This window comes from Sphaerisporangium perillae (assembly GCF_023276435.1).
In the GTDB taxonomy this organism is placed as follows: domain Bacteria; phylum Actinomycetota; class Actinomycetes; order Streptosporangiales; family Streptosporangiaceae; genus Sphaerisporangium; species Sphaerisporangium perillae.
In genome coordinates this window covers 115,101-134,628 of record NZ_JALLPO010000020.1, presented here as the reverse complement: position 1 = coordinate 134,628, position 19,528 = coordinate 115,101, and the positions used below count along the sequence as shown (strand labels likewise).

Annotated in this window: 19 protein-coding genes; 12 read left to right on the top strand and 7 right to left on the bottom strand. The window is 70.7% G+C overall.

Going from position 1 to position 19,528, the window contains the following annotated elements; all coding sequences use genetic code 11:
- Positions 1-2: 2 nt before the first annotated feature.
- Positions 3-827, bottom strand: a complete 825-nt coding sequence (locus MYF83_RS20820; protein WP_248962180.1) for a type 1 glutamine amidotransferase domain-containing protein — start codon at positions 825-827, stop codon at positions 3-5.
- Positions 824-1,534: an EthD domain-containing protein gene (locus MYF83_RS20815; protein WP_248962179.1), complete on the bottom strand. Its 711-nt coding sequence runs from the start codon at positions 1,532-1,534 to the stop codon at positions 824-826. Before MYF83_RS20815 ends, MYF83_RS20820 begins: the two co-directional genes overlap by 4 nt.
- Positions 1,535-1,810: 276 nt before the next feature.
- On the opposite strand from MYF83_RS20815, the gene MYF83_RS20810 reads away from it, so the two are divergent.
- From MYF83_RS20810 to MYF83_RS20795, 4 genes are read left to right on the top strand one after another with little or no spacing between them, the layout of a single operon-like run.
- Positions 1,811-2,851 carry an ankyrin repeat domain-containing protein gene (locus MYF83_RS20810; protein ID WP_248962178.1) on the top strand — a complete coding sequence of 347 codons (1,041 nt, stop codon included), beginning with the start codon at positions 1,811-1,813 and terminating at the stop codon, positions 2,849-2,851.
- Positions 2,838-4,292, top strand: a complete 1,455-nt coding sequence (locus MYF83_RS20805; RefSeq protein WP_248962177.1) for a GMC family oxidoreductase N-terminal domain-containing protein — start codon at positions 2,838-2,840, stop codon at positions 4,290-4,292. Before MYF83_RS20810 ends, MYF83_RS20805 begins: the two co-directional genes overlap by 14 nt.
- 6 nt (positions 4,293-4,298) lie before the next feature.
- Positions 4,299-5,036 carry an SDR family oxidoreductase gene (locus tag MYF83_RS20800; protein ID WP_248962176.1) on the top strand — a complete coding sequence of 246 codons (738 nt, stop codon included), beginning with the start codon at positions 4,299-4,301 and terminating at the stop codon, positions 5,034-5,036.
- A 28-nt stretch (positions 5,037-5,064) separates the two neighbouring features.
- Positions 5,065-6,267: a low temperature requirement protein A gene (locus tag MYF83_RS20795; RefSeq protein WP_248962175.1), complete on the top strand. Its 1,203-nt coding sequence runs from the start codon at positions 5,065-5,067 to the stop codon at positions 6,265-6,267.
- Here the strand turns inward: MYF83_RS20795 and MYF83_RS20790 are convergent.
- Positions 6,242-7,672, bottom strand: coding sequence for a sensor histidine kinase (locus MYF83_RS20790; RefSeq protein ID WP_248962174.1), 1,431 nt, complete (start codon positions 7,670-7,672; stop codon positions 6,242-6,244). The genes MYF83_RS20795 and MYF83_RS20790 overlap by 26 nt on opposite strands.
- Before the next feature lie 248 nt (positions 7,673-7,920).
- Here MYF83_RS20790 and MYF83_RS20785 point away from each other — a divergent pair, with 248 nt between their 5' ends.
- The gene (locus tag MYF83_RS20785; protein ID WP_248962173.1) at positions 7,921-9,570 is read left to right on the top strand and encodes an FAD-dependent oxidoreductase; all 1,650 of its coding nucleotides are present in this window, start codon (positions 7,921-7,923) and stop codon (positions 9,568-9,570) included.
- A gap of 105 nt (positions 9,571-9,675) precedes the next feature.
- A complete protein-coding gene (locus tag MYF83_RS20780; protein ID WP_248962172.1) occupies positions 9,676-10,437 on the top strand; it encodes a glucose 1-dehydrogenase in 762 nt (253 codons plus the stop codon).
- Here the strand turns inward: MYF83_RS20780 and MYF83_RS20775 are convergent.
- A complete protein-coding gene (locus MYF83_RS20775; protein ID WP_248962171.1) occupies positions 10,422-11,108 on the bottom strand; it encodes a ScbR family autoregulator-binding transcription factor in 687 nt (228 codons plus the stop codon). The genes MYF83_RS20780 and MYF83_RS20775 overlap by 16 nt on opposite strands.
- Before the next feature lie 92 nt (positions 11,109-11,200).
- Between MYF83_RS20775 and MYF83_RS20770 the strand changes: the two genes are divergently transcribed.
- The 3 genes from MYF83_RS20770 (at position 11,201) to MYF83_RS20760 (ending at position 13,779) form a co-directional block, all read left to right on the top strand.
- A complete protein-coding gene (locus tag MYF83_RS20770; protein WP_248962170.1) occupies positions 11,201-12,139 on the top strand; it encodes a ScbA/BarX family gamma-butyrolactone biosynthesis protein in 939 nt (312 codons plus the stop codon).
- Between the two features lie 208 nt (positions 12,140-12,347).
- Entirely contained in the window at positions 12,348-12,797 is a 450-nt protein-coding gene (locus MYF83_RS20765) for a phosphatase domain-containing protein (RefSeq protein WP_248962169.1), read from the top strand.
- A 37-nt stretch (positions 12,798-12,834) separates the two neighbouring features.
- Complete coding sequence (locus MYF83_RS20760) at positions 12,835-13,779, top strand: DNA polymerase domain-containing protein (RefSeq protein WP_248962168.1); 945 nt, start codon at positions 12,835-12,837, stop codon at positions 13,777-13,779.
- Between the two features lie 6 nt (positions 13,780-13,785).
- Here MYF83_RS20760 and MYF83_RS44370 read toward each other — a convergent pair whose 3' ends face one another.
- Positions 13,786-13,911 (bottom strand): mycothiol transferase, encoded by a 126-nt coding sequence (locus MYF83_RS44370; RefSeq protein ID WP_372500206.1) that lies wholly within the window; start codon positions 13,909-13,911, stop codon positions 13,786-13,788.
- A 12-nt stretch (positions 13,912-13,923) separates the two neighbouring features.
- Between MYF83_RS44370 and MYF83_RS20755 the strand changes: the two genes are divergently transcribed.
- The 3 genes from MYF83_RS20755 (at position 13,924) to MYF83_RS20745 (ending at position 16,710) form a co-directional block, all read left to right on the top strand.
- A complete protein-coding gene (locus MYF83_RS20755; protein ID WP_248962167.1) occupies positions 13,924-14,430 on the top strand; it encodes a DinB family protein in 507 nt (168 codons plus the stop codon).
- 465 nt (positions 14,431-14,895) lie between these two features.
- Positions 14,896-15,879 (top strand): sulfite exporter TauE/SafE family protein, encoded by a 984-nt coding sequence (locus tag MYF83_RS20750; protein ID WP_248962166.1) that lies wholly within the window; start codon positions 14,896-14,898, stop codon positions 15,877-15,879.
- Between the two features lie 300 nt (positions 15,880-16,179).
- Entirely contained in the window at positions 16,180-16,710 is a 531-nt protein-coding gene (locus MYF83_RS20745) for a hypothetical protein (protein ID WP_248962165.1), read from the top strand.
- 92 nt (positions 16,711-16,802) lie between these two features.
- On the opposite strand, the gene recQ is transcribed toward MYF83_RS20745, so the two are convergent.
- Entirely contained in the window at positions 16,803-18,641 is a 1,839-nt protein-coding gene (recQ, locus tag MYF83_RS20740; protein WP_248962164.1) for a DNA helicase RecQ, read from the bottom strand.
- Positions 18,642-18,970: 329 nt separating this feature from the next.
- Complete coding sequence (locus MYF83_RS20735) at positions 18,971-19,270, bottom strand: hypothetical protein (protein WP_248962163.1); 300 nt, start codon at positions 19,268-19,270, stop codon at positions 18,971-18,973.
- Positions 19,271-19,528: the final 258 nt, after the last annotated feature.

Genomic DNA, 19,528 nt, shown 5'->3' with positions numbered 1-19,528 from the left:
CATCACCAGCCGAACCGGCGCAGACCGTCTTCCAGCGTCTCGACGATCTTCTGCCCGGTGAGGAACGAGTCGGGCGTCGAGCGGCCGGTGATGAACGGGTAGTCGACGATGACCGAGGTCTCCTTGCCGAAGTTGCCGTGGTAGCGGCCCTCGGGTCCGGTGGCGTCGCGCAGGATGTACTCCAGCGGGTACGGCGGCGGCCCCATCACGAAGTCCGTGCCGAGGAAGCCGGTGCCGTCCTTGTAGTCGTACTCCTTGCAGTGGCCGGTGACGTGCTTGCCCCAGATGAGGCTCTTGCGGTCCTCCCAGTCCCGCGCGAAGGCCAGGCACGCGACGCCGTAGCATTCGGCGGCGACCGGCTTGCCCGCCCGGACGAAGGCCATGATCAGCGCGTGGACGCGCTCGTTGTTCGCCAGGTCGACGATCGGGCCGCTGCCGCCGACGATCAGCATCGTGTCGTAGCCGGCGATGTCCTCCTCCAGCTTCGCGACCGCCCTGTTGTAGGCCTCCAGGCCGCGCAGGTAGCCGTCGTCGCTGACGTACGGGCGCTCGGGCACCCACGCGGAGAGGTCGAGAGGGGCGTCCAGCCGGTCCGACTCGTCGAGCTCGCGGGTCAGCTTCGCCACCTCGGGCGTGGTGACCGAGCGGCCGAGCGGCGGGTCGAAGTAGGCGGGGTCCATGCTGGGAGGCAGGGCGTGGGCCCGGCCGCCGGTGGGCGTGGCGAAGGTGACCTCGTATCCTCGCTGGTCGAACTGGGTGAGCGGGCCGAGCAGCTCCTCGCCCCAGTACCCGTGCTCGGACAGGATCACCAGAATCTTCCTGCTCATCGCTTCTCCTGCGGGCCGATGATCCAGTTCTCCCGGGCGGCCAGGGAGAACACGTGCGCGGGGTCGGCGACGGCGTCGAGGGCCGGCGCGACCTGGTCGGCGTAGTACGGCGCGGCCAGCGCCTCGGCGGCGGCGGCGAGGTCGTCGAACCAGATCTGCTCGACGCTGTCGAAGCTCGCCTCGCCGAAGGTGTAGTAGCCGTCCCTGGTGTGCGCGTGCAGGTGACGGCGGAGTCCGGGGAGCCCGCTGACCACCGGCGCGTAGTCCTCCAGCGTCCGCCGGCGGTGGTCGGCGAGCGAGAGGCCGGGCTTGCGCTTCATCAGCGTCGTCACCTTGACCCAGGACGGCGCGGTGTCGGTGAGCGGCGGGCCCGGGACGATCTCGTGCGCGTCGGTGTCGAGCACGATGGTCGCCCAGAAGGCCGCCCAGTTGGGCTCGTCGAGCCTGGCTCCGTGGAGGAACTCCTCGGTCTGGAGCGAGGCGAGCTGCTCCTCGTCGCTTGCGAGCCAGATCTCCGCGATCCCCTGGTGGGGAAGCGGCGGCCGGCCGCGGTCCCCGTCGAACGGGACGCGGGAGTCGATGAGGTAGCGCCTGATCTGCGGGATCTTGGCGGCGAACTTCACGGCGTGCACGTTGACCCAGTAGTCCTGGAACTCCTGGGTCGTCATGCCTGGCTTCGGGGCCGCCAGGATGAACTGGTGGATCATGCGATCTCCTTTTTCTCGCAGAGGATCTTGATTCGGAGGATCGCAGCGGTATTCGCCGACCGTCAAAGCAGATGCGATTACTTCTCGACATAGCGGCTTAAATCAGGAATTTAAGTCAAGTCACATGGCATCCCAGAAATATCGGCTTATCCTCGGCAGCCCTTCGCCGTGCGCCGCCATGTGACAAAGTGCCGGGGGAAAAGCCGCCGATTATGGCCACCGGAAGCGGCCGCGCCTACTGTCCACCTCAACGGATGCCTGACCGAAAGGTGGCACATGAAAGGCGACCTGACCGCCGCGGTACGCCGCGGCGCCGTCGGAGAGATCCGCGACCTGCTGGCAGCCGGCGCCGATCCCGACGAACGCGACCCCGAGACCGGACTCGACGCCCTCATGATCGCTTCCGGCCGGGCCGACGCCGCCGCCGTGCGCGCGCTGCTCGACGCGGGGGCCGACGTGTTCACCACCGACGCCAAGGCCGGGGCGACCGCCCTGCACAAGGCCTGCCAGGGCGGCAGCGCGCAGGTGGTGCGCGACCTGCTCGACGCGGGCGCCTTCGTGGACGCGGTGGCGGCGACGACCGGCCACACGCCGCTGATGGACGCCCTGTGGTTCAAATGGCCACAGATCGTCGAGGTGCTCCTCGACCGCGGCGCCGGCCTGAACCTCTCCACCCACTACGGCTTCTCGCTGAAGGAACACTTCCAGTACGAGCTCAACGTCAACACCTTCGGCAAGGAGCGGCTCATCGAGTCCGACAAGCTCCTGCGCGCCCGGCAGGAGGCCGACGACGCGGCCGCCCACGATCACGCGCTCCTGAACGCCGTGACGGCGGGCGACGTCGCGAAGGTGCGCGAACTGCTGGCCGCCGGGTTCCCGGTGGACACCCGCTGGCCGGTCGTCAACGGGTTCAACGACGCGCACACCGCTCTCCTGGTGGCCTGCCGCGACGGGCACACCGAGATCGTCGGCGAACTGCTCGCCGCCGGTGCCGACGTCAACGCCGTCGAGCCGACGTTCGGAGCCGTCCCGCTGCACAAGGCGGTCTACAACGGGCACGCCGACATCACCCGCCTGCTCGTCACCCGGCCGGGCATCGACCTCGGCTTCCAGGGCGCCACCAACGGCTACAGCCCGCTCCACGACGCCATCTGGCACGGCTACGCCGAATGCGCCGAGATCCTGGTGCAGGCGGGAGCACCGCTCCACCTGGCCGGACATGACGGCAAGACCCCCCGCGACCTCGCGGAAGAGGTCCTCAGAACCGGCCACCCGGTCACCCTGCTCATCGCGGGAGGCGGCAATGCGCGACACTGAGGCCCTGGTCATCGGCAGCGGATTCGGCGGCGCGATCGCCGCGCTGCGGCTCGGCGAGGCCGGCGTCCAGACGATCGTGCTGGAGCGCGGGCGCCGCTGGCCGGTCACCGAGGCGCACGACACCTTCGCCACCTACGACGCCCCCGACGGCCGCGCGGCCTGGCTCAGCCCCGTCACCGTCGCCCCCGCCCAGGAGGGCGTGCCGATCGACGTGTACACCGGGGTGCTCGACCGGATCAAGGGCGCCGGCATCGACGTGCTGGCGGGCGCCGGCGTCGGCGGCGGCTCACTGGTGTACAACACCGTGCTGTACCAGCCCAGGCGCGACCTGTTCGCCCGGGTGTTCCCCTCCTGGCTCGGCTACGACGAGATGGACGACGTGTGGTACCCGAAGGTCCGCGCGGCGATCGGGGTGTCCACCATGCCCGCGGACGTGCTCGCCGACGAGCACTACCGGGGACAGCGGGAGCTGCTGGACGAGGCCGCCGCGGCCGGGATGACCGCCCGCCTGTTCGAACTGGGGCTCGACTGGGACGTCATCCGCGCCGAGCTCGCGGGAGACGTGCCCGCCTCGCTGATCGCCGGCCAGGTCTGGTACGGATCCAACAGCGGCGCCAAGCGCAGCCTCGACCGGACCTACCTGCCGCGCGCCGAGGCCACCGGCAACGTCGAGGTCCTGCCGCTGCACGAGGTCACCGACGTGCGCGAGAACGGCACGGGCTACGTGGTCGCCGTCAACGAGATCGACGACAACGGCCGCGTGGTCGCCCGCAGGGACATCCACACCCGGCACCTCTTCCTCGCCGCCGGCTCGGTCGCCACCACGCGGCTCCTGGTCCGGGCCCGCGAGATCGGCGCCCTGCCCAAGCTCGCCGACGCGGTGGGCACGCGGTGGGGAGCCAACGGCGACCTGGTGATCATCAGGAGCGGCCTGCCCCCGACGGGACCGGGCGAGGGCGGCCCGGCGGGCGCCGTGCTGGAGGACCTCGACAATCCCGTCGCGCCCATCGCCCTGGCCTGCATGCCGATCCCCCAGGCGGGGATGCCGGAAGGCTTCATGGGCCTCATCGGCATGGGCCTCGGCCCGGCCAAGGGCTCGTTCGCCTACGACGAGCGCACCGACACGGTGAACCTGACCTGGCCCGCGAGCGACCCCGGCGTGACGGTCATCGCCGACGGGGCGCGCGCGACGTTCGAGCGGCTCGGCAACGGGGCGATCGAGGCCATCGACGCGAGCCTCACCGGCCATCCCTGCGGCGGCGTCCCCATCGGCCTCGCGACCGACGAGTACGGCCGGGTGAACGGCTATCCGGGCCTCTACGTCGTCGACGGCGCCCTCATCCCCGGCGGCAGCGCCGCGTGCACCAACCCCGCCCTGACCATCGGGGCGCTCGCCGAACGGGCGCTCGCCACCATCGTCCCCGACATCGTGGAGGGTTAGACACCCATGAACTCCCCCAGGCACGCGGCACTCGTGACCGGCGGTTCGAGCGGGATAGGCCTGGCCGTGGCCGGCGCCCTGGTCGCGCGCGGGTTCGCGGTCACGGTGCTCGGCAGGGACCCGGGCAGGCTCCGCGGCGCCGCCGACCGGCTCGGCGCCGCGGTCGCCGGCCGGGGGTCCTCCGCGACCGGCGAGGCCGCCGTGCACGCCGTGGTCGCCGACGTCGCCGCCCCCGAGGCCGCGCAGGCGGCGGTCGCCGCGCACGTCGAGCGGTGGGGGCGGCTCGACGTGCTGGTCAACAGCGCCGGCGTGCTGGCCGCCGGCCCCTTCGACTCCTACAGCGCGGCCACGGTGGCCGAGGTGCTGGACGTCGACCTGCGCGCCACGATCCTGTTCTGCCAGGCCGCGCTGCCGTACCTGCGCAAGGTCGCGCGCGACGGGCGGCCCCTCATCGCCAACATCGCCTCGATCTCCGGCAAGCGCGCCGACGCCGGGTTCTCCCTGTACTGCGCGGCCAAGTTCGGCGTGGTGGGCTTCACGGCCGCCCTCCACCAGGAGCTCCTGGGAGAAGGCGTGGCCGCGTGCGCGATCTGCCCCGGACTGGTGGACACGCCGATGGCCGACTGGGCGCGCTCCTGGGCGCCCCGGTCGTCGATGCTCCGCCCGGAGGACATCGCCGGGGCCGTGCTCCGGCTGGTGGACCTCCCCGCGGGGCAGGTGCCCGCCGAGCTCGTACTGTCCTGACCGCGCACCGTCCCACCGTAGGAGGTCTGTGAACATCGGCCGCTCCCCCACGCTGCGCTACCTGGCGGGCTCCACCGAGGCGACGCACGCCTCGTGGCTGGAGCTGTTCTTCGATCTGGTCTTCGTCGCGGCCGTCTCCGAGCTGGCACGCCTGCTGCATGAAGACCTGACGCTCCATGGGCTCCTGGTGTTCTGCGCGCTGTTCGTCCCGGTGTGGTGGGTGTGGATGAGCTTCGCCTACTACGCCGATCTGTTCGAGACGGAGGCGACGCCCTTCCGCATCGCCCTGCTGGCCGGGATGTTCGGGTCGCTGGTGCTCGCGAGCACGATCGGCGTCGCCATGGCCCCCGCGGAGGGCGGCGCCGGCGGGGCGCACGGCTTCGCGCTCGCCAACGCCGTCCTCCAGGCGATCCTCGCCGGGCTATACGGCTACGCGCGCCGCGCCGGGTCCGGAAGCGCGGCGCGCAACCCCGCGCTCCACCGGCTCTGCGGCATCTACGTCGCGGGGTTCGGGTGCGGCGGAGCACTCTGGCTGCTCTCGGTGGCCGTCCCCGCGCCGTGGCACCTGGCCCTGTGGGCGCTCGCGCTGGTGGTCGAGATCGCCACGCCGTTCATGGCGTACCTGTCGGTGGCCTCGCCGCCGGCGCACGCCTCCCACCTGCCGGAGCGGCTCGGCCTGTTCACCCTGATCGTGCTCGGCGAGTCGGTGATCGCCGTCGCCTGGGGCGCGCGGGGGACCACCTCGACGCCCACCGCGCTTCCCGTCGCGTTCTTCGCGTTCGTGATCGCCGCGTGCCTGTGGTGGGTCTACTTCGAGCACGTCGACCACCGTGTGATCATCAACGCGCTAACCAGCGGCCGGTCGTCTCTGGTACGCGGGTTCGCCTACGGGTACGGCCACCTGCCCATCTTCGCCGGGCTGGCGGCCACCGCGGTCGGGTCGGAGGTGCTCATCGAACACGCCGGCGCCGACCACCTCCCGGCGAACGCCGGCCTCGCCCTCACCGGCGGGGCGGCCGTGTTCCTGCTCGCGACGACCGCCGCGCACCTGGTCATCCGCCGGCCGCTCGCCAGAAGGCTCGTCGCCATCCGGGTCACGGCCGCCGTGAGCGCGGTGTCGCTGGGCCTGGCGTCCACGGCCTTCTCCCCGCTCGCCGAGACCGCCTCTGTGGCCGGTCTGCTGACCCTGCTCACCTGGGCGGAGATCAGGCACCGGCCCCGGGAAGCCTGACGTGGAAGCGGGTGTCCCCGGGCCGCGAGCGGACCGTGATGGACCCGCGGTGCCGCCTGGTGACGATGCGGTGGGACAGATGGAGGCCGAGCCCGGTGCCCGCGCCGATGTCCTTGGTGGTGAAGAACGGCTCGAACACCCTCGCAAGCACCTCGGGAGCGATGCCGGGTCCCGTGTCGGCCACCTCGACCAGCACGCAGCTCCCCTCACCGCGCACGCTGATCCGCAGCTCGCCGCTGCCGCCCAGCGCCCCGGCCGCGTTGTCGATCAGGTTGGTCCACACCTGGTTGAGCTCGGTCGGGTAGCCGGGCACGCGGGGCAGCGGCAGCGCGTAGTCACGGACCACCGTGACGCCCGCCAGCCGAGGGCGGAGCATCGCCAGCGTCGACTCCAGGCCTTCGCGCACGTCGACGTCGGCTTCCGGGGCGCGGTCCAGGTTGGTGTACTCCTTGGTGTTCCTGACGATCGCCGAGACCCGTGTGCCCGCGTCCCGTACGTCCACGACGCACGAGCGCACCCGGAGGCTCTCCGACAGGTAGCGCAGCGCGGCGGGGACGTGGTCGGCCCGCATCCCGCGCGTGAGCGCCTCCAGCCATCCGGCGTCCAGGCCACGCTCGGCCAGCAGGGCGGCCAGGGCCGCCGCGTCGGCGAGCCCGTGATCCTCCAGCCAGTCCTGGAGCTCCTCCTCCAGCATGCTCATGCCGAGCGCGTCTCCGGGGCCGGAGCCGCGCGGGCGGCCGAGCCAGTCGTGCCGCGCGGCCCGTACGGCCTCGCGCTCCGCCTCCGTCGCGGTCCGGCCCCAGGTCTCGGCCGTCGCCTCCAGCTCGGCGACGGCGGCGTCGAGCTCGCCGATCGCGCGGGTCACGGCGGAGACGGGGTTGTTCAACTCGTGGGCGATGCCGGCCGCGAGGGTGCCGAGGGAGGCCAGCGTGGACCGCCGCCCGCCGCTGACGATCATGTCCTGGGCGCGGAGCGCCAGGACGGGGATCACCATCTCCGACACCTGAGGGGTGCGCACCAGCATCTGGAGGAAGGCGTCCCTGTCGTACAGGGCGACGCGGCCGCGCCCTACGGAGGTCGCCGTGGCCAGGTAGGCGTCGCCGGCCAGCACGCAGAGCTCGCCGGTGAAGGTGTGCGCGAGACGGGCCCGGGTCTCCCCGCCGGCCCGGGTCGAGTGCCGGGCGAGCACCTCGTCCCTGTCGTCGACCACCTTGGAGATGAGCAGCTCGCCGTCGAGCAGCACGACGAAGAACCGCGCCGGAGCGCCCTCGGAGAAGAGCACCTCGCCGTCGGCCAGCTCGCGCAGGCGGCCCTTCTCGGCGAGCCAGTCGTACTGCTCCCCGGTCAGGCCGTCGAAGAGCGGATGGGCGCGCAGCTCCTCGGGGAGCAGGCGGGTGGTACCCATGGTGGCTCCTCTCACGCCGGATGATGCGGAGCGTCGCATCGGGCCGCCGGGCGGTCAAAGCATCCGGTCGCACTTTGTCGGGTACGGCGTCGCAGGATCGGCCGGCGGGGCGGATTCGCGGGACTAAATCAGGTCCGCGACCGCCGATCGGGGCGGGTACCTACGCTGAGAGTTCTCTGTTGGCGCACGCAGCGATTCGGGAGGCCGCCATGGCCGCGGTGTTCGCACGTGGAGGAGGCCGGACCGAGGTGAGCGACGAGACCGGCAAGCCGGTGATCCTCGCGGTGGACGACGATCCCCAGGTGCTCAGGGCCGTCCGGCGCGACCTGCGCAGCACGTACTCCGGTCGCTACCGGATCCTTGGCGCGTCGTCCGGCAAGGAAGGGCTGGACATCCTCGACGCGCTGGACGAGCGCGGCCACGACCCCGCGTTGTTCCTGGTCGACCAGCGGATGCCGGAGATGCTCGGCGTGGAGTTCCTGCTGGAGGCGGGGGCGAGGTTCCCCGACGCCAGGCGGGTGCTGCTCACCGCGTACGCCGACACCGACGCCGCGATCACGGCGATCAACCGGGTCAGGCTGCACCACTACCTGATGAAGCCCTGGGATCCGCCGGAGGAGCGCCTGTTCCCCGTGCTCGACGACCTCCTGTCCGACTGGCTGGCCTCCCACCGGTCCGCCTACCAGGGCATCAAGGTCATCGGCATCCCGATCTCTCCCGCGACCCACGCCGTCAGGGATTTCCTGACGCGCAACGAGCAGCCGTTCCGGTTCCTGGACGTCGACCTCGACCCGGAGGCGCGGCGGCTGGCCGAGGGACGGCGGGACGCCCTCCCCCTCGTGCTGTTCACCGAGGGCGACCATCTGGCGGCGCCGACCAGCGCCCAGCTCGCCGAGCGCCTCGGGTTGCCGACGATCGCCGCGCGCCCCCACTACGAGACCGTGATCATCGGGGCGGGCCCCGCCGGGCTGGCGGCCGGCGTCTACTCCGCCTCCGAAGGGCTGTCGACCCTGATGGTCGACTCCGACGTGCCGGGCGGGCAGGCGGGCACGTCCAGCCTGATCGAGAACTACCTGGGGTTCCCCACCGGCCTGGCCGGCAGCGACCTGGCCCGCCGGGCGGTCTCGCAGGTCCGCAGGTTCGGGGCCGAGCTGCTGTATCCGGTGGAGGTCACGAGCCTGCGCAGGGCCGATCCGGCGCGCGTCATCACGCTGGCCGACGGCACCGAGATCAGCGCCGAGATCGTCCTGCTGGCCATGGGGGTGTCCTACAACCGGCTGGACGTTCCCGGCGCGGACCGCTTCGCCGGCGCCGGCCTGTACTACGGCGCCGCCACGACCGAGAGCCAGTCATGCGCCTCCGAGCACGTCCACGTCGTCGGCGGCGCCAACTCGGCCGGGCAGGCGGCACTGCACTTCGCGAAGTACGCGCGCAAGGTCACCATGCTGATCCGGGCGGACTCGCTGGAGGCGGGGATGTCCCAGTACCTCGTGGACGAGATCCGCAGGACCCCCGCCATCGAGGTCCGCCTCGGGACCCGGGTCGTGGAGTTCTCCGGGGAGGAGCACCTGGAGCGGGCCACGCTCGCCGACGTGGCCACCGGCGAGACGGCCGAGGAGCCGGTCCGCTTCGTCTTCACCTTCATCGGCGCCCGGCCGCGCACCGAGTGGCTGGACGGCCTGGTGGAGCGGGACGACCACGGTTTCGTGCTGACCGGCTCGGACGTGCCCGGCGAAGCCTGGAGCCTGGAGCGCGAGCCGTACCTGCTGGAGACCAGCGTTCCCGGTGTCTTCGCGGCGGGCGACGTGCGCTCCCGCTCGGTCAAGCGGGTCGCGTCGGGGGTGGGCGAGGGGGCGATGGCCGTGGCGCTCATGCACCGATATCGCGCCAGCACATAAAGCCCGAAAAGCCATAACTTAATCGGCCGCACGTTCTCAAGAATTCACATGATTTAAACGCGGGGCATATTGTCAGCCCGATGAAGGCATAGTCACAATACGTATATGTCGGGTATCTTATCGGGAAAGGTGGCCCTGATCACCGGGGCCAGCAGCGGCATCGGCGCGGCGGCGGCGCGAGTATTCGCCCGTGAAGGCGCCGCGGTCGTGCTCGCGGCGCGACGAGAACGGGAATTGAGCGACCTGGTCGACGAATTACGGGGAAAGGGTTTCGAGGCCGCCTATTCGGTGACCGATGTGACCCGCCCGGCGGACGTCGACCGCGCCGTCTCCACCGCCGTCCATGAATACGGGCGGCTCGATGTCGGGTTCAACAACGCGGGGCTCGGGATGGAGCGGTCCCCCATGCATCTGATGGACGACACGGCGCTCGACGCCGTCCTCGACGTCAACCTGCGCGGCGTCTGGCACTGCATGCGCCGGCAGATCACCCAGATGCTGGCCGGCGGCGGCGGTTCGATCGTGAACACCAGCAGCGTCGGCGGCCTGGTCGCCACCCCGGTGGCGGCGCCCTACGTGATCTCCAAGCACGCGGTCGTCGGCATCACCAGAGCCGCCGCCGCGGAGTACGCGGAGCACCGGATCCGGGTGAACGCGATCGCGCCCGGGACCACCAGGTCGGAGATGATCGAGGCGTGGTTCGCCCTGCGGCCAGGGATGGAGGAGGCGCTGCACGCGATGACACCCCAGGGCAGGACCGCCGGACCGGAGGAGGTCGCCGAGGCGGCCGCCTGGCTCGCCAGCGACCGTGCGTCCTTCGTGACCGGCGTGACGCTGCCCGTGGACGGCGGCTACACCCTGGTGTAGCCGCCCCGCACGGGCTCGTCGGCGCCGGCGGAACTCCCGGACGCTCCGGCGGGGCCGGTGGAGGAGGCCCCGGCGGGATCGAACCGGGAGACCCTGGCGTCCGGCACGATGCCGGGGAGCAGAAATGTCCAGAAGTGCGTGAGCCTCTGCCGCAGGTCGCGCCGGCCCGTCATGGCCTGCGACACGATCTGAGCGCCGGTGAAGGCCGCGACCACGGTGCCGGCCAGCGCGTCGATGTCGACCTCCGGCCGCAGGTCGCCCTGCTGCCGGGCCTTCTCCAGCAGTTCCCTCGCGCCGCCCTGCCACATCACATGGGTGGTGAAGTCGCCCTTGGAGAAGGTGCCGTGCTCGATCGCGAGGCGGACGCTCGCCCTGGAGATGACGTTGTCCTGCAGCTCGGACGCGAACCCGTGGCTCGCGTCGATGAGGAGCTGGAGGGGAGGCGCGTCACCGGAGACCAGCGCGCTCAGCAGCTTCTCATCGGCGGCGAGGATCGCCCTGGCCAGCTCCTCCTTGGAGGCGAAGTGGAAGTAGAGCGCCCCCTTTGTCACCCCGCAGCGCTGGAGGATCACCGCCATCGTCGTCGCCGCGTAGCCGTACTCCTCGAACACCTCGGCGGCGCCTTCGAGGATGCGCTGTCTGGTGGCCAGTGCCCGTGCCTGTTTCGCCATTACGGAAGTACATCCTCCTGAAAAAAACCGCTCGGTCGGTATTCTACGCCACCGATCACCTCATGTGCAGAAGCTCTAGAGAGGTAGTACCCATGGCTACACACGACGTGATGGACGTGCCCGTCGACCCCGCGCTTTTCGAGCAGACGGTCTCCCGCCGGCTGGTGCACCGTGCGGCGGTATCCGAGGTGATGATCACCGGCTGGCGCCCCCTCGACGACAAGACCTCCATCCTGGCGGCACAGTGGCCACGCACGCACGGCTTATACGGACCGGTCGGGGACAGGCACGATCCGCTGCTCGTCGCCGAGACCATCCGCCAAGCGGGGCTCGTCGTCAGCCACGCCGAGCTGGACTGCCCGCTCGACCGGCGGTTCCTCATGTGGGACCTGTCCTACGAGGTGAACCTCGCCAACCTGGCCATCGGTCCGGGCCCCACCAACCTGGTGCTCCGGTTCACCCGCAGCCAGGTACGCCACCGGGGACGCAACCTCGCGGGCCTGCGCGGGCACGTGGACTTCTACCGGGACGGGCGGCTCGTCGGGATGGGAGACGGAAGCTTCGACTGCCTGTCCGAGGCGGCCCACGACCGGTTGCGCGCGCCGGTGCTCGCCGGACGGCCGGCGGAGGACTCCCCCCTGCCGGCGCCCGTCGCCCCCCGGCTGGTCGGCCGCGACCGGGCACGGGACATCGTCCTGGCGCCGACCGGGACGGAGGGCACCTGGCTGCTCCGCGTGGACCCCGCCCATCCGGTGCTCTTCGACCACGGCCTCGACCATGTTCCCGGCATGGCCCTCATGGAGGCCATGCGGCAGGCGACCCTCGCGATCGCACATCCCCTGCCCGTCACCCCCGTGAAGATGTACGCGACGTTCGACCGCTACGTGGAACTCTGGGGCGACTGCCTGGTCCACGCCCGCAGGGAAGAGGCGCCGCCCGGCGACGACATACCCGTGCGGGTCACCATCGAGCAGTTCGGCGCGGTCGCCGCCGCCGGCCAGGTCTTCGCCTGCCGGCTACTTCCCGGGTAGGGCGCGCACGCCATCCAGGGCGAACCCGAGGACCCGCTCGCGCCTCGGTCGCGACTCCGCTGCTCGCCGGGTCGGCGACATGATCGGCAAAGAGCGCACCTGCTCATCGCGCCAGGTGCGATCGCGGCCGGAAGTCCGGTCGCGGCGACCGCCCCGAACATCGGGGTGCTCATCGCCGGACGGTCATCTCGTGGGCCACAATCACTCCATGGCGGCACCGCTCACCGGCGCGATCCGGATCCCCGACGGCACCTGGGTGCGCGGGCGGGGGTTGCGCGATCCCGCTCCTGCCGGACCGGTCCCCGACTTCGCGCTCTACCTCGGCTCTCCGCGCCTGCGGCGTCGGCACGAGGCCGCTCTGGTCTGGCCGCACGAGTGGATCCGCTGGCCGGACTTCCTGCTGCCCGTGGACCGGCACGCGGCCGCCGGGTCCATCGTCCGGTTGTACGGCCACGCGCGATCGGGCCTGCGCGTCGAGGTGGCATGCGGCGGCGGAGTGGGCCGCACCGGCACCGTCGTGGCGTGCCTGGCCACCCTCACGGGTCTCTCTCCCGAAGAGGCCGTCGGGTGGGCACGCGAGCACTACCACCGCCGGGCGGTCGAGACCCCCTGGCAGCGTCGCTGGGTGGCCTGGTTCGCAACGCCCGACCGCCCGTGATGTTGACCTCCCGTGCGTACGGGGGCATCGTGGGCCGATGACCAGCGATGAAACCCGGGACGGCGTGCCGCTGACCAATCTCGATCAGCCGCTGTTCGACGGGGCGAACGCGACGAAACGGGATCTGGTCGACTACCTGGACGCGGTTCACGAGCGGGTCATTCCGGTCCTGCGAGACCGGCCGCTGTCGGTGATGCGCGTGCGGCCGGGCCAGGCACCGTTCATGCAGAAGAACGTCCCCAAGTACACCCCCTCCTGGGTGCGGACGGTCTCGGTGTGGGCGGAGGCCTCGCACCGGCAGGTGTCCTACGCCCTGTGCGACGACCGCCGGCCCCTGTTGTGGTTCGCCAACCAGCGGGCGGTGGAGTACCACCCGGCGCTGGTACGCGGCGACCACTTCACCCATCTCGTGCTCGACCTGGACCCGCCGGAGGAGAACGCGTTCCCGCTCGCCGTCCAAGCCGCCCACCTGGTCCGGCAGGCCCTCGACGACGCGGGGCTGGCGGGGGCGGTGAAGACCAGTGGGGCGAAGGGGATGCACATCTTCGTGCCGGTGGAGGCCGGGATCGCCGTGGAAGACCTGGCCGCGGCCACCCGCGCCCTCGCCGCGCGGGCCGAACGCGTCGACCCGGCGCTCGCCACCACGGCGTTCATCCGCGAGGACCGCGGCGGCAAGGTGTTCCTCGACTCCACCCGGGCGGGCGGGGCGACGGTGGTGGCCGCCTACAGCCCTCGCATCCGGCCGGGCACGCCCGTGTCGTTCCCGGTCGCGTGGGAGGACCTGCCCCAGGTCACCCCTGCCGACTTCACGATCCACACCGCCGCACGGCTGGTCGCCGACCGTGACCCATGGGCGGAGCTCATGCCCCCGCCGCAGCGACTGCCCACCGACCTGATCGAGGAAGGGCACACCATCCCGGTCGCCCGCGTCCAGGCGATGCACGAGGGCAAGCGCCGCGCCCGCGCCCGGCGCGGCGAATGACCACTGTCAGTCCGGAGGGTGGTCGCCGGTCGCTCCGTCGATGAGCTCGCGAAGGATGTCCATATGACCGGCGTGGCGGACGGTGTCCTCTGTCTCACCGGCCTGCCCGCGCCGGCCTGCTTCTTGTCTGATAGGACTCTACGGATGACCACCGAACGGATCTCCCCGCCGCTCATCGGCGGTGAGCGTGAGATGTTGCGCTCCTTCCTCGACTTCCATCGCGCCACGCTCGCCATGAAGTGCGACGGCCTGTCCGAGGAGGATCTGCGCCGCCGGTCCATGCCGCCTTCGACGCTGTCACTGCTCGGGCTGGTGCGGCACATGGCCGAGGTGGAGCGCACCTGGTTCCGGCGCGTGATCAACGGGGAGGACATCCCGCTGGTGTGGTCGGACGAGGGTGACTACCAGGTGGCGTACGACGCGAGCGGCGCCAAGCGGTCGGAGGCGTTCGACGCCTGGCAGACGGAGGTCCAGCACGCGCGCCGCATCGAACGGGAGGCGGAGTCGCTGGACGTGGTCCGCCACAACGCCAGATGGGGCGAGGACGTGTCGCTGCGGCTGGTCATGCTGCACCTGATCCACGAGTACGCCCGGCACAACGGGCACGCCGACTTCCTCCGCGAGGGCATCGACGGGACCACCGGAGCCTGACGGCACAGCCGGAGCCTGACGGCACAGCCGGAGTCTGACGGCACGGCCGGTACCGGGAACGCGTGCCCGACGAGGAGAACCACGATCACCAGCACGGGAGATCCGCTTCCAGCCGACGCTGGTCGTGCGCGACTCGACCGCCCGTGCACGCCCCTAGCGCGAACCTCAGGCGTGCGGCAAGGTCAGCCGCTTGCGGGATCAGCGCTCCAGTCGCCGGAGGCAAACCCGGCGCGGAATACCCCACCACCACAGCCGGCGGAGAGGAGTGGCCCCCCTTCTCAGCCCACCGTGTGCATGCATTTCGGCGCCGGTGCGGCGGGATGTGGTGTGGTGAAGGCGGCGCCGGGTTACGGTGCGGAAGCGGTGAGTGTTCGTGGACGTCGCGCCAGGTCGGTGCGTGATGGTCTCCGTCGCGCCGAGGGGGTGCTAATCCGATTTTCCGATGGTTTTGGTAGGGTTAGTCAGGTGCACTTCGACTTCACCATGGCGATCGGCTCGTTCCTGGTCGCCATCGTCGTCGGGTTGACCGGTATGGGGGGCGGCGCGCTGATGACGCCCATGCTCGTCACCTTCTTCGGCGTACCTCCGCTGACCGCCGTCTCCAGCGACCTGGTGGCGGCGGCGGTGATGAAACCGGTCGGCAGCCTGGTCCACCTCCGCAGGGGCACCGTCAACCTCAAACTAGTGGGCTGGCTGTGCGCCGGTTCGATCCCGGCGGCGTTCTGCGGGGTGCTGCTCGCCAAGACGCTGGGCGACGGCAAGGACGTCCAAGAGGTGATCCAGAAGGCCCTGGGGGTCGCGCTGCTCATCGCGGCGACCGGCCTGGCCATCCGGGGCTATCTCGCGATGAGGGACCGGGCGGAGCGCCGCACCCCGGCCACCGGCCGGCGCACCGCCGAGCCGGGCGAGCCCGCCGCGACCGGGTTGCCTTCCGTCCCGGTACGCCCCGTGCCGACCGTCATCATCGGGATCGTCGGCGGGCTGGTCGTCGGCATGACCTCCGTCGGCTCCGGCTCGCTGATCATCGTGGCGCTCCTGGCCGTGTATCCGGTGCTCAAGGCCAACCAGCTGGTCGGCACCGACCTGGTGCAGGCCGTGCCGCTCGTCATGTCGGCGGCGCTCGGCCACCTGCTCTTCGGCGACTTCCAGCTCTCGGTCACCGCCGCGCTCCTGGTGGGGTCCATTCCCGGCGTCTACATCGGCTCGCGGATCTCCTCCCGCGCCCCCGGCGGGCTGATCAGGCGGGCGCTGGCATTCGTGCTGCTCGCCTCGGCACTGCAGATGTTCGACGTCAGCACCTCCGCCACGGTCTGGGTGCTGCTCGCCGTGCTGCTCGCCGCCCCGGTGTTCTGGATGTTCCTGCGCACGCGACACGGGCTGCCCGCGCTGCCGTGGTCGCGGGACGCCGCCTCGCCCGCCCGAGCGGAGCGGTCACCGAGCGACCGGTGACCTCGTGCCGGTGAACCCGCATGCCGGTGAACCCCATGTCGGTGACCTCGCGCCGGTGAACCCTCGTGCCGATGACCCCATAACGGTGACCCTCGTGCCGTGCACCTTAGTGCCGGTGGGCCTCATGGGGCCGCTGAGGCGGACCGAGATAGCTGGGGCGCGGATGCCACTCCACGTGGCAGGGCTTTAGCACGTTTTCATACCGAGGACGAAAACCCGGGGACATCGGGAACCTCTGCCACTTATGGTCGTTATACACCTTGCATCACCGTTTCGACGTTCCCCCTTGGAGAAGCATTCATGCGGAAACTCCTCCTGCCCGTCGCGTTGGCCACCGGCGTATTCCTCCTGGCGCCCCCGGCCGCCCAGGCCTCAACCGAGCGCTCGTCCGCCGCGGAAACGGCCACGCAGCTCAGATCCCGGGTCACCGTTACGTATCCCAAAGAGATACGCAGAGGGTGGCCCGCCCGTTACACCTTCAAGGTTGCAAACCCGAATGAAATCGATGACGAAACGCTGGTTCTCGCCACGGATCTGCCGCGCGGCATCGTCTCGAAGGTGCGTTTCGTAACAAAGCCGCGTGGCGCTTCGTGTGGCACTCATAGCCGGAACGCCGCCGGCAACTACGAGATCTACTGCGTCGTGCGTTCGCTGAACCACACCAAGCTCACCATGTCGTTCAACGTCTGGATCAAGACGAGCTACTACGGCAAGTTCCGCGCCGGGCACTACTGGGCGCCGGTGAGCCTCGGCGGCGGCAGCGTCCGCGACTACGTCGACGAGCTGACCAAGGACGACCTCATCGGGCACACCTGGACCAAGGTCAGGTAACCCCCTCCGGACCTCACGCATGACCACGCCGTATGGCCCACCTCGCCGGCCCATGCCGCGGGGTGCGCCACACGGCGAGGCGCGTGCGCGTGTCAGGCGGTGAGCGTCTCGAGAACCTGCTGGCCGTACTTCGCCAGCTTGTTCTCGCCGACGCCGCTCACCTTGCCCAGCTCTTCGAGGGAGGCAGGCGCCCCTGCGGCGATCTCGCGCAGGGTCGCGTCGTGGAAGATGACGTACGCGGGCACGCCCTGCTCCTTGGCGGTGGCGGCCCGCCAGGCGCGCAGCCGTTCGAAGGCCGGCACGGCCTCCTCGGGGAGGTCGGCGGTGGGAGCGGAGCGCGCGGCCTTGGCGACCTTGGCGGCCTTGGCCGGACGTTCGGGGTCGCGGCGCATCGGCACCTCCCGCCTGCGGCCCAGCACCTCGGCGCTCGCGTCGGTCAGCACCAGGGTGCCGTAGTCGCCCTCGACCGACAGCAGCCCTTGGGCCAGCAGCTGGCGCACGACGCCCCGCCACTCGGCCTCGCTCAGCTCGGTGCCGATGCCGAACACGGTCAGCGAATCGTGCCCGTGCTGGACGACCTTGGGGGTCTGCCTGCCGAGCAGGATGTCGATGATCTGGCCGGCGCCGAACTTCTGGCGCCGCTCACGCATGAGCCGCACCACGGTGGACAGCAGCTTCTGCGCGGCTATCGTCCCGTCCCAGGACTCCGGCGGCGACAGGCAGGTGTCGCAGTTGCCACAGGCAGAGCCCTCCTGGCCGAAGTACGCCAGGATCCGCACGCCGCGGCACTCCACCGTCTCGCAGAGCGCCAGCATCGCGTCGAGATGCGCGCCGAGGCGGCGGCGGTGGGCGTCGTCACCCTCGGAGGTGTCGATCATCTTGCGCTGCTGCACGACATCCTGGAGGCCGTAGGCCAGCCACGCGGTGGAGGGCAGCCCGTCACGCCCGGCGCGGCCGGTCTCCTGGTAGTAGCCCTCGACGGATTTAGGCAGGTCGAGGTGGGCGACGAAGCGCACGTCGGGCTTGTCGATGCCCATGCCGAACGCGATGGTGGCGACCATGACCAGGCCGTCCTCGCGCAGGAAACGCGACTGGTTCGCGGCCCGGGTGCGGGCGTCGAGCCCCGCGTGGTACGGCAGCGCGGCGATGCCGTTCTCGACCAGGAACTCGGCGGTCTTCTCGACCGAGGCCCGTGACAGGCAGTAGACGATGCCCGCGTCACCGGCGTGCTCGGTGCGCAGGAGCTTCAGCAGCTGCCGCCTCGGCTCGCTCTTGGGCACGATGCGGTACTGGATGTTCGGCCGGTCGAAGCTCGCCACGAAATGGCGGGCGTCCCGCAGGTTGAGCCGTGCGGCGATCTCCGCGTGGGTCGCCGGGGTGGCGGTCGCGGTGAGCGCGATGCGCGGCACGTCGGGCCAGCGCTCGTGCAGCATCGACAGGGCCAGATAGTCGGGCCGGAAGTCGTGCCCCCACTGCGCCACGCAGTGGGCCTCGTCGATCGCGAACAGGGAGATCTTGCCGCGGTCGAGCAACCTCAACGTCGCGTCGACCCGCAGGCGCTCGGGCGCCAGGTAGAGCAGGTCGAGCTCGCCCGCGAGGAAGGCGGCCTCCACCTCGCGCCGCTCGTCGGCGTCCTGCGTGGAGTTGAGGAACCCCGCACGCACGCCGAGCGCCGTCAGGGCATTCACCTGATCTTGCATGAGGGCGATCAGCGGCGAGACCACGACGCCGACGCCCTGCCGCACGAGCGCGGGGATCTGGTAGCACAGGGACTTGCCGCCGCCGGTCGGCATGAGCACCAGGGCGTCTTGACCTGCGACGACGTGGTCGATGATCTCCTGCTGGCCTTCGCGGAACGACTTGTAGCCGAAGACGCGGTCGAGCACCCGCAGCGCGTCGCCGGCTTCCAGGCCGTTGTCGAGGGAGGTCATCGCGCCAGTCTACGAGCACCCCGCACCGTCGACGGCGAACCGACCAGCCCTGTGGAAATCGAATCGGCCGTCCACAGACAGGTCCCGTCGCCGACGGCTGACGGCCGCTTACTGCCACCCGACCATCGGTTTCCCACTTTTTATGAAACGACTACCCATAGTCTTCTTTTCGGCATAAAACTGCTATAAGTGGGCGTGTCGCCGTACTTCCGACAAGAACCGGGTATCCCCGATGAGGTAATCCGCTACGACGGCATGGCGAGGCCGGGCCTGAACCGACGCGAAAGCGCGTGGAGGGCCGCCCATGACACGATCTAGGGTCGCTGGGGTTAGAAGACTCGTCCGTTGATGTAGTCGGCCAGGGCTAGGGCGGCGCCTGGTACGTCCGCTACCGGGTGGCGTTTCTCGGCGGACTGCCAGGAGAAGTACGCGCCTCCGTATCCGACGAAGACCCACAGCGGCAGGCCCACGTCCGGCCGGTGGAGGAGGAGCGCGGGCATGTGCTCGTGGAGTTCGGCCGCCACACCCAGGCCGGTCAGAAACTCGTACAACCGCAGCAGTTTGGCCCCCTCGTCGAGGACCTCGGAGGTCATGCCGCGGGTCGCCTCCCGCATGATGATCGAGTCCATGCCGTGTTCTCCCACCCCGCAGTGACCGACAGTGCGTCCTCGGGCGGCCGGTGAGTGATCGCCCCCGTCGTCGCGGTGGAAGGAGGTCTGCCACACCGTTAATGTCGCCTGATTCAAGACAAACACCGCATCTCCGGCAGCGAGACCCCACTGCCGCCCCACACTCGGATCACCGGCTCCCCCTACGCCCCACGGGCTGGACGATAGGGATCGGAAAGCGCACGGAGAGCGAGGACCGGTGGCCGGTGGCCGAGGGGG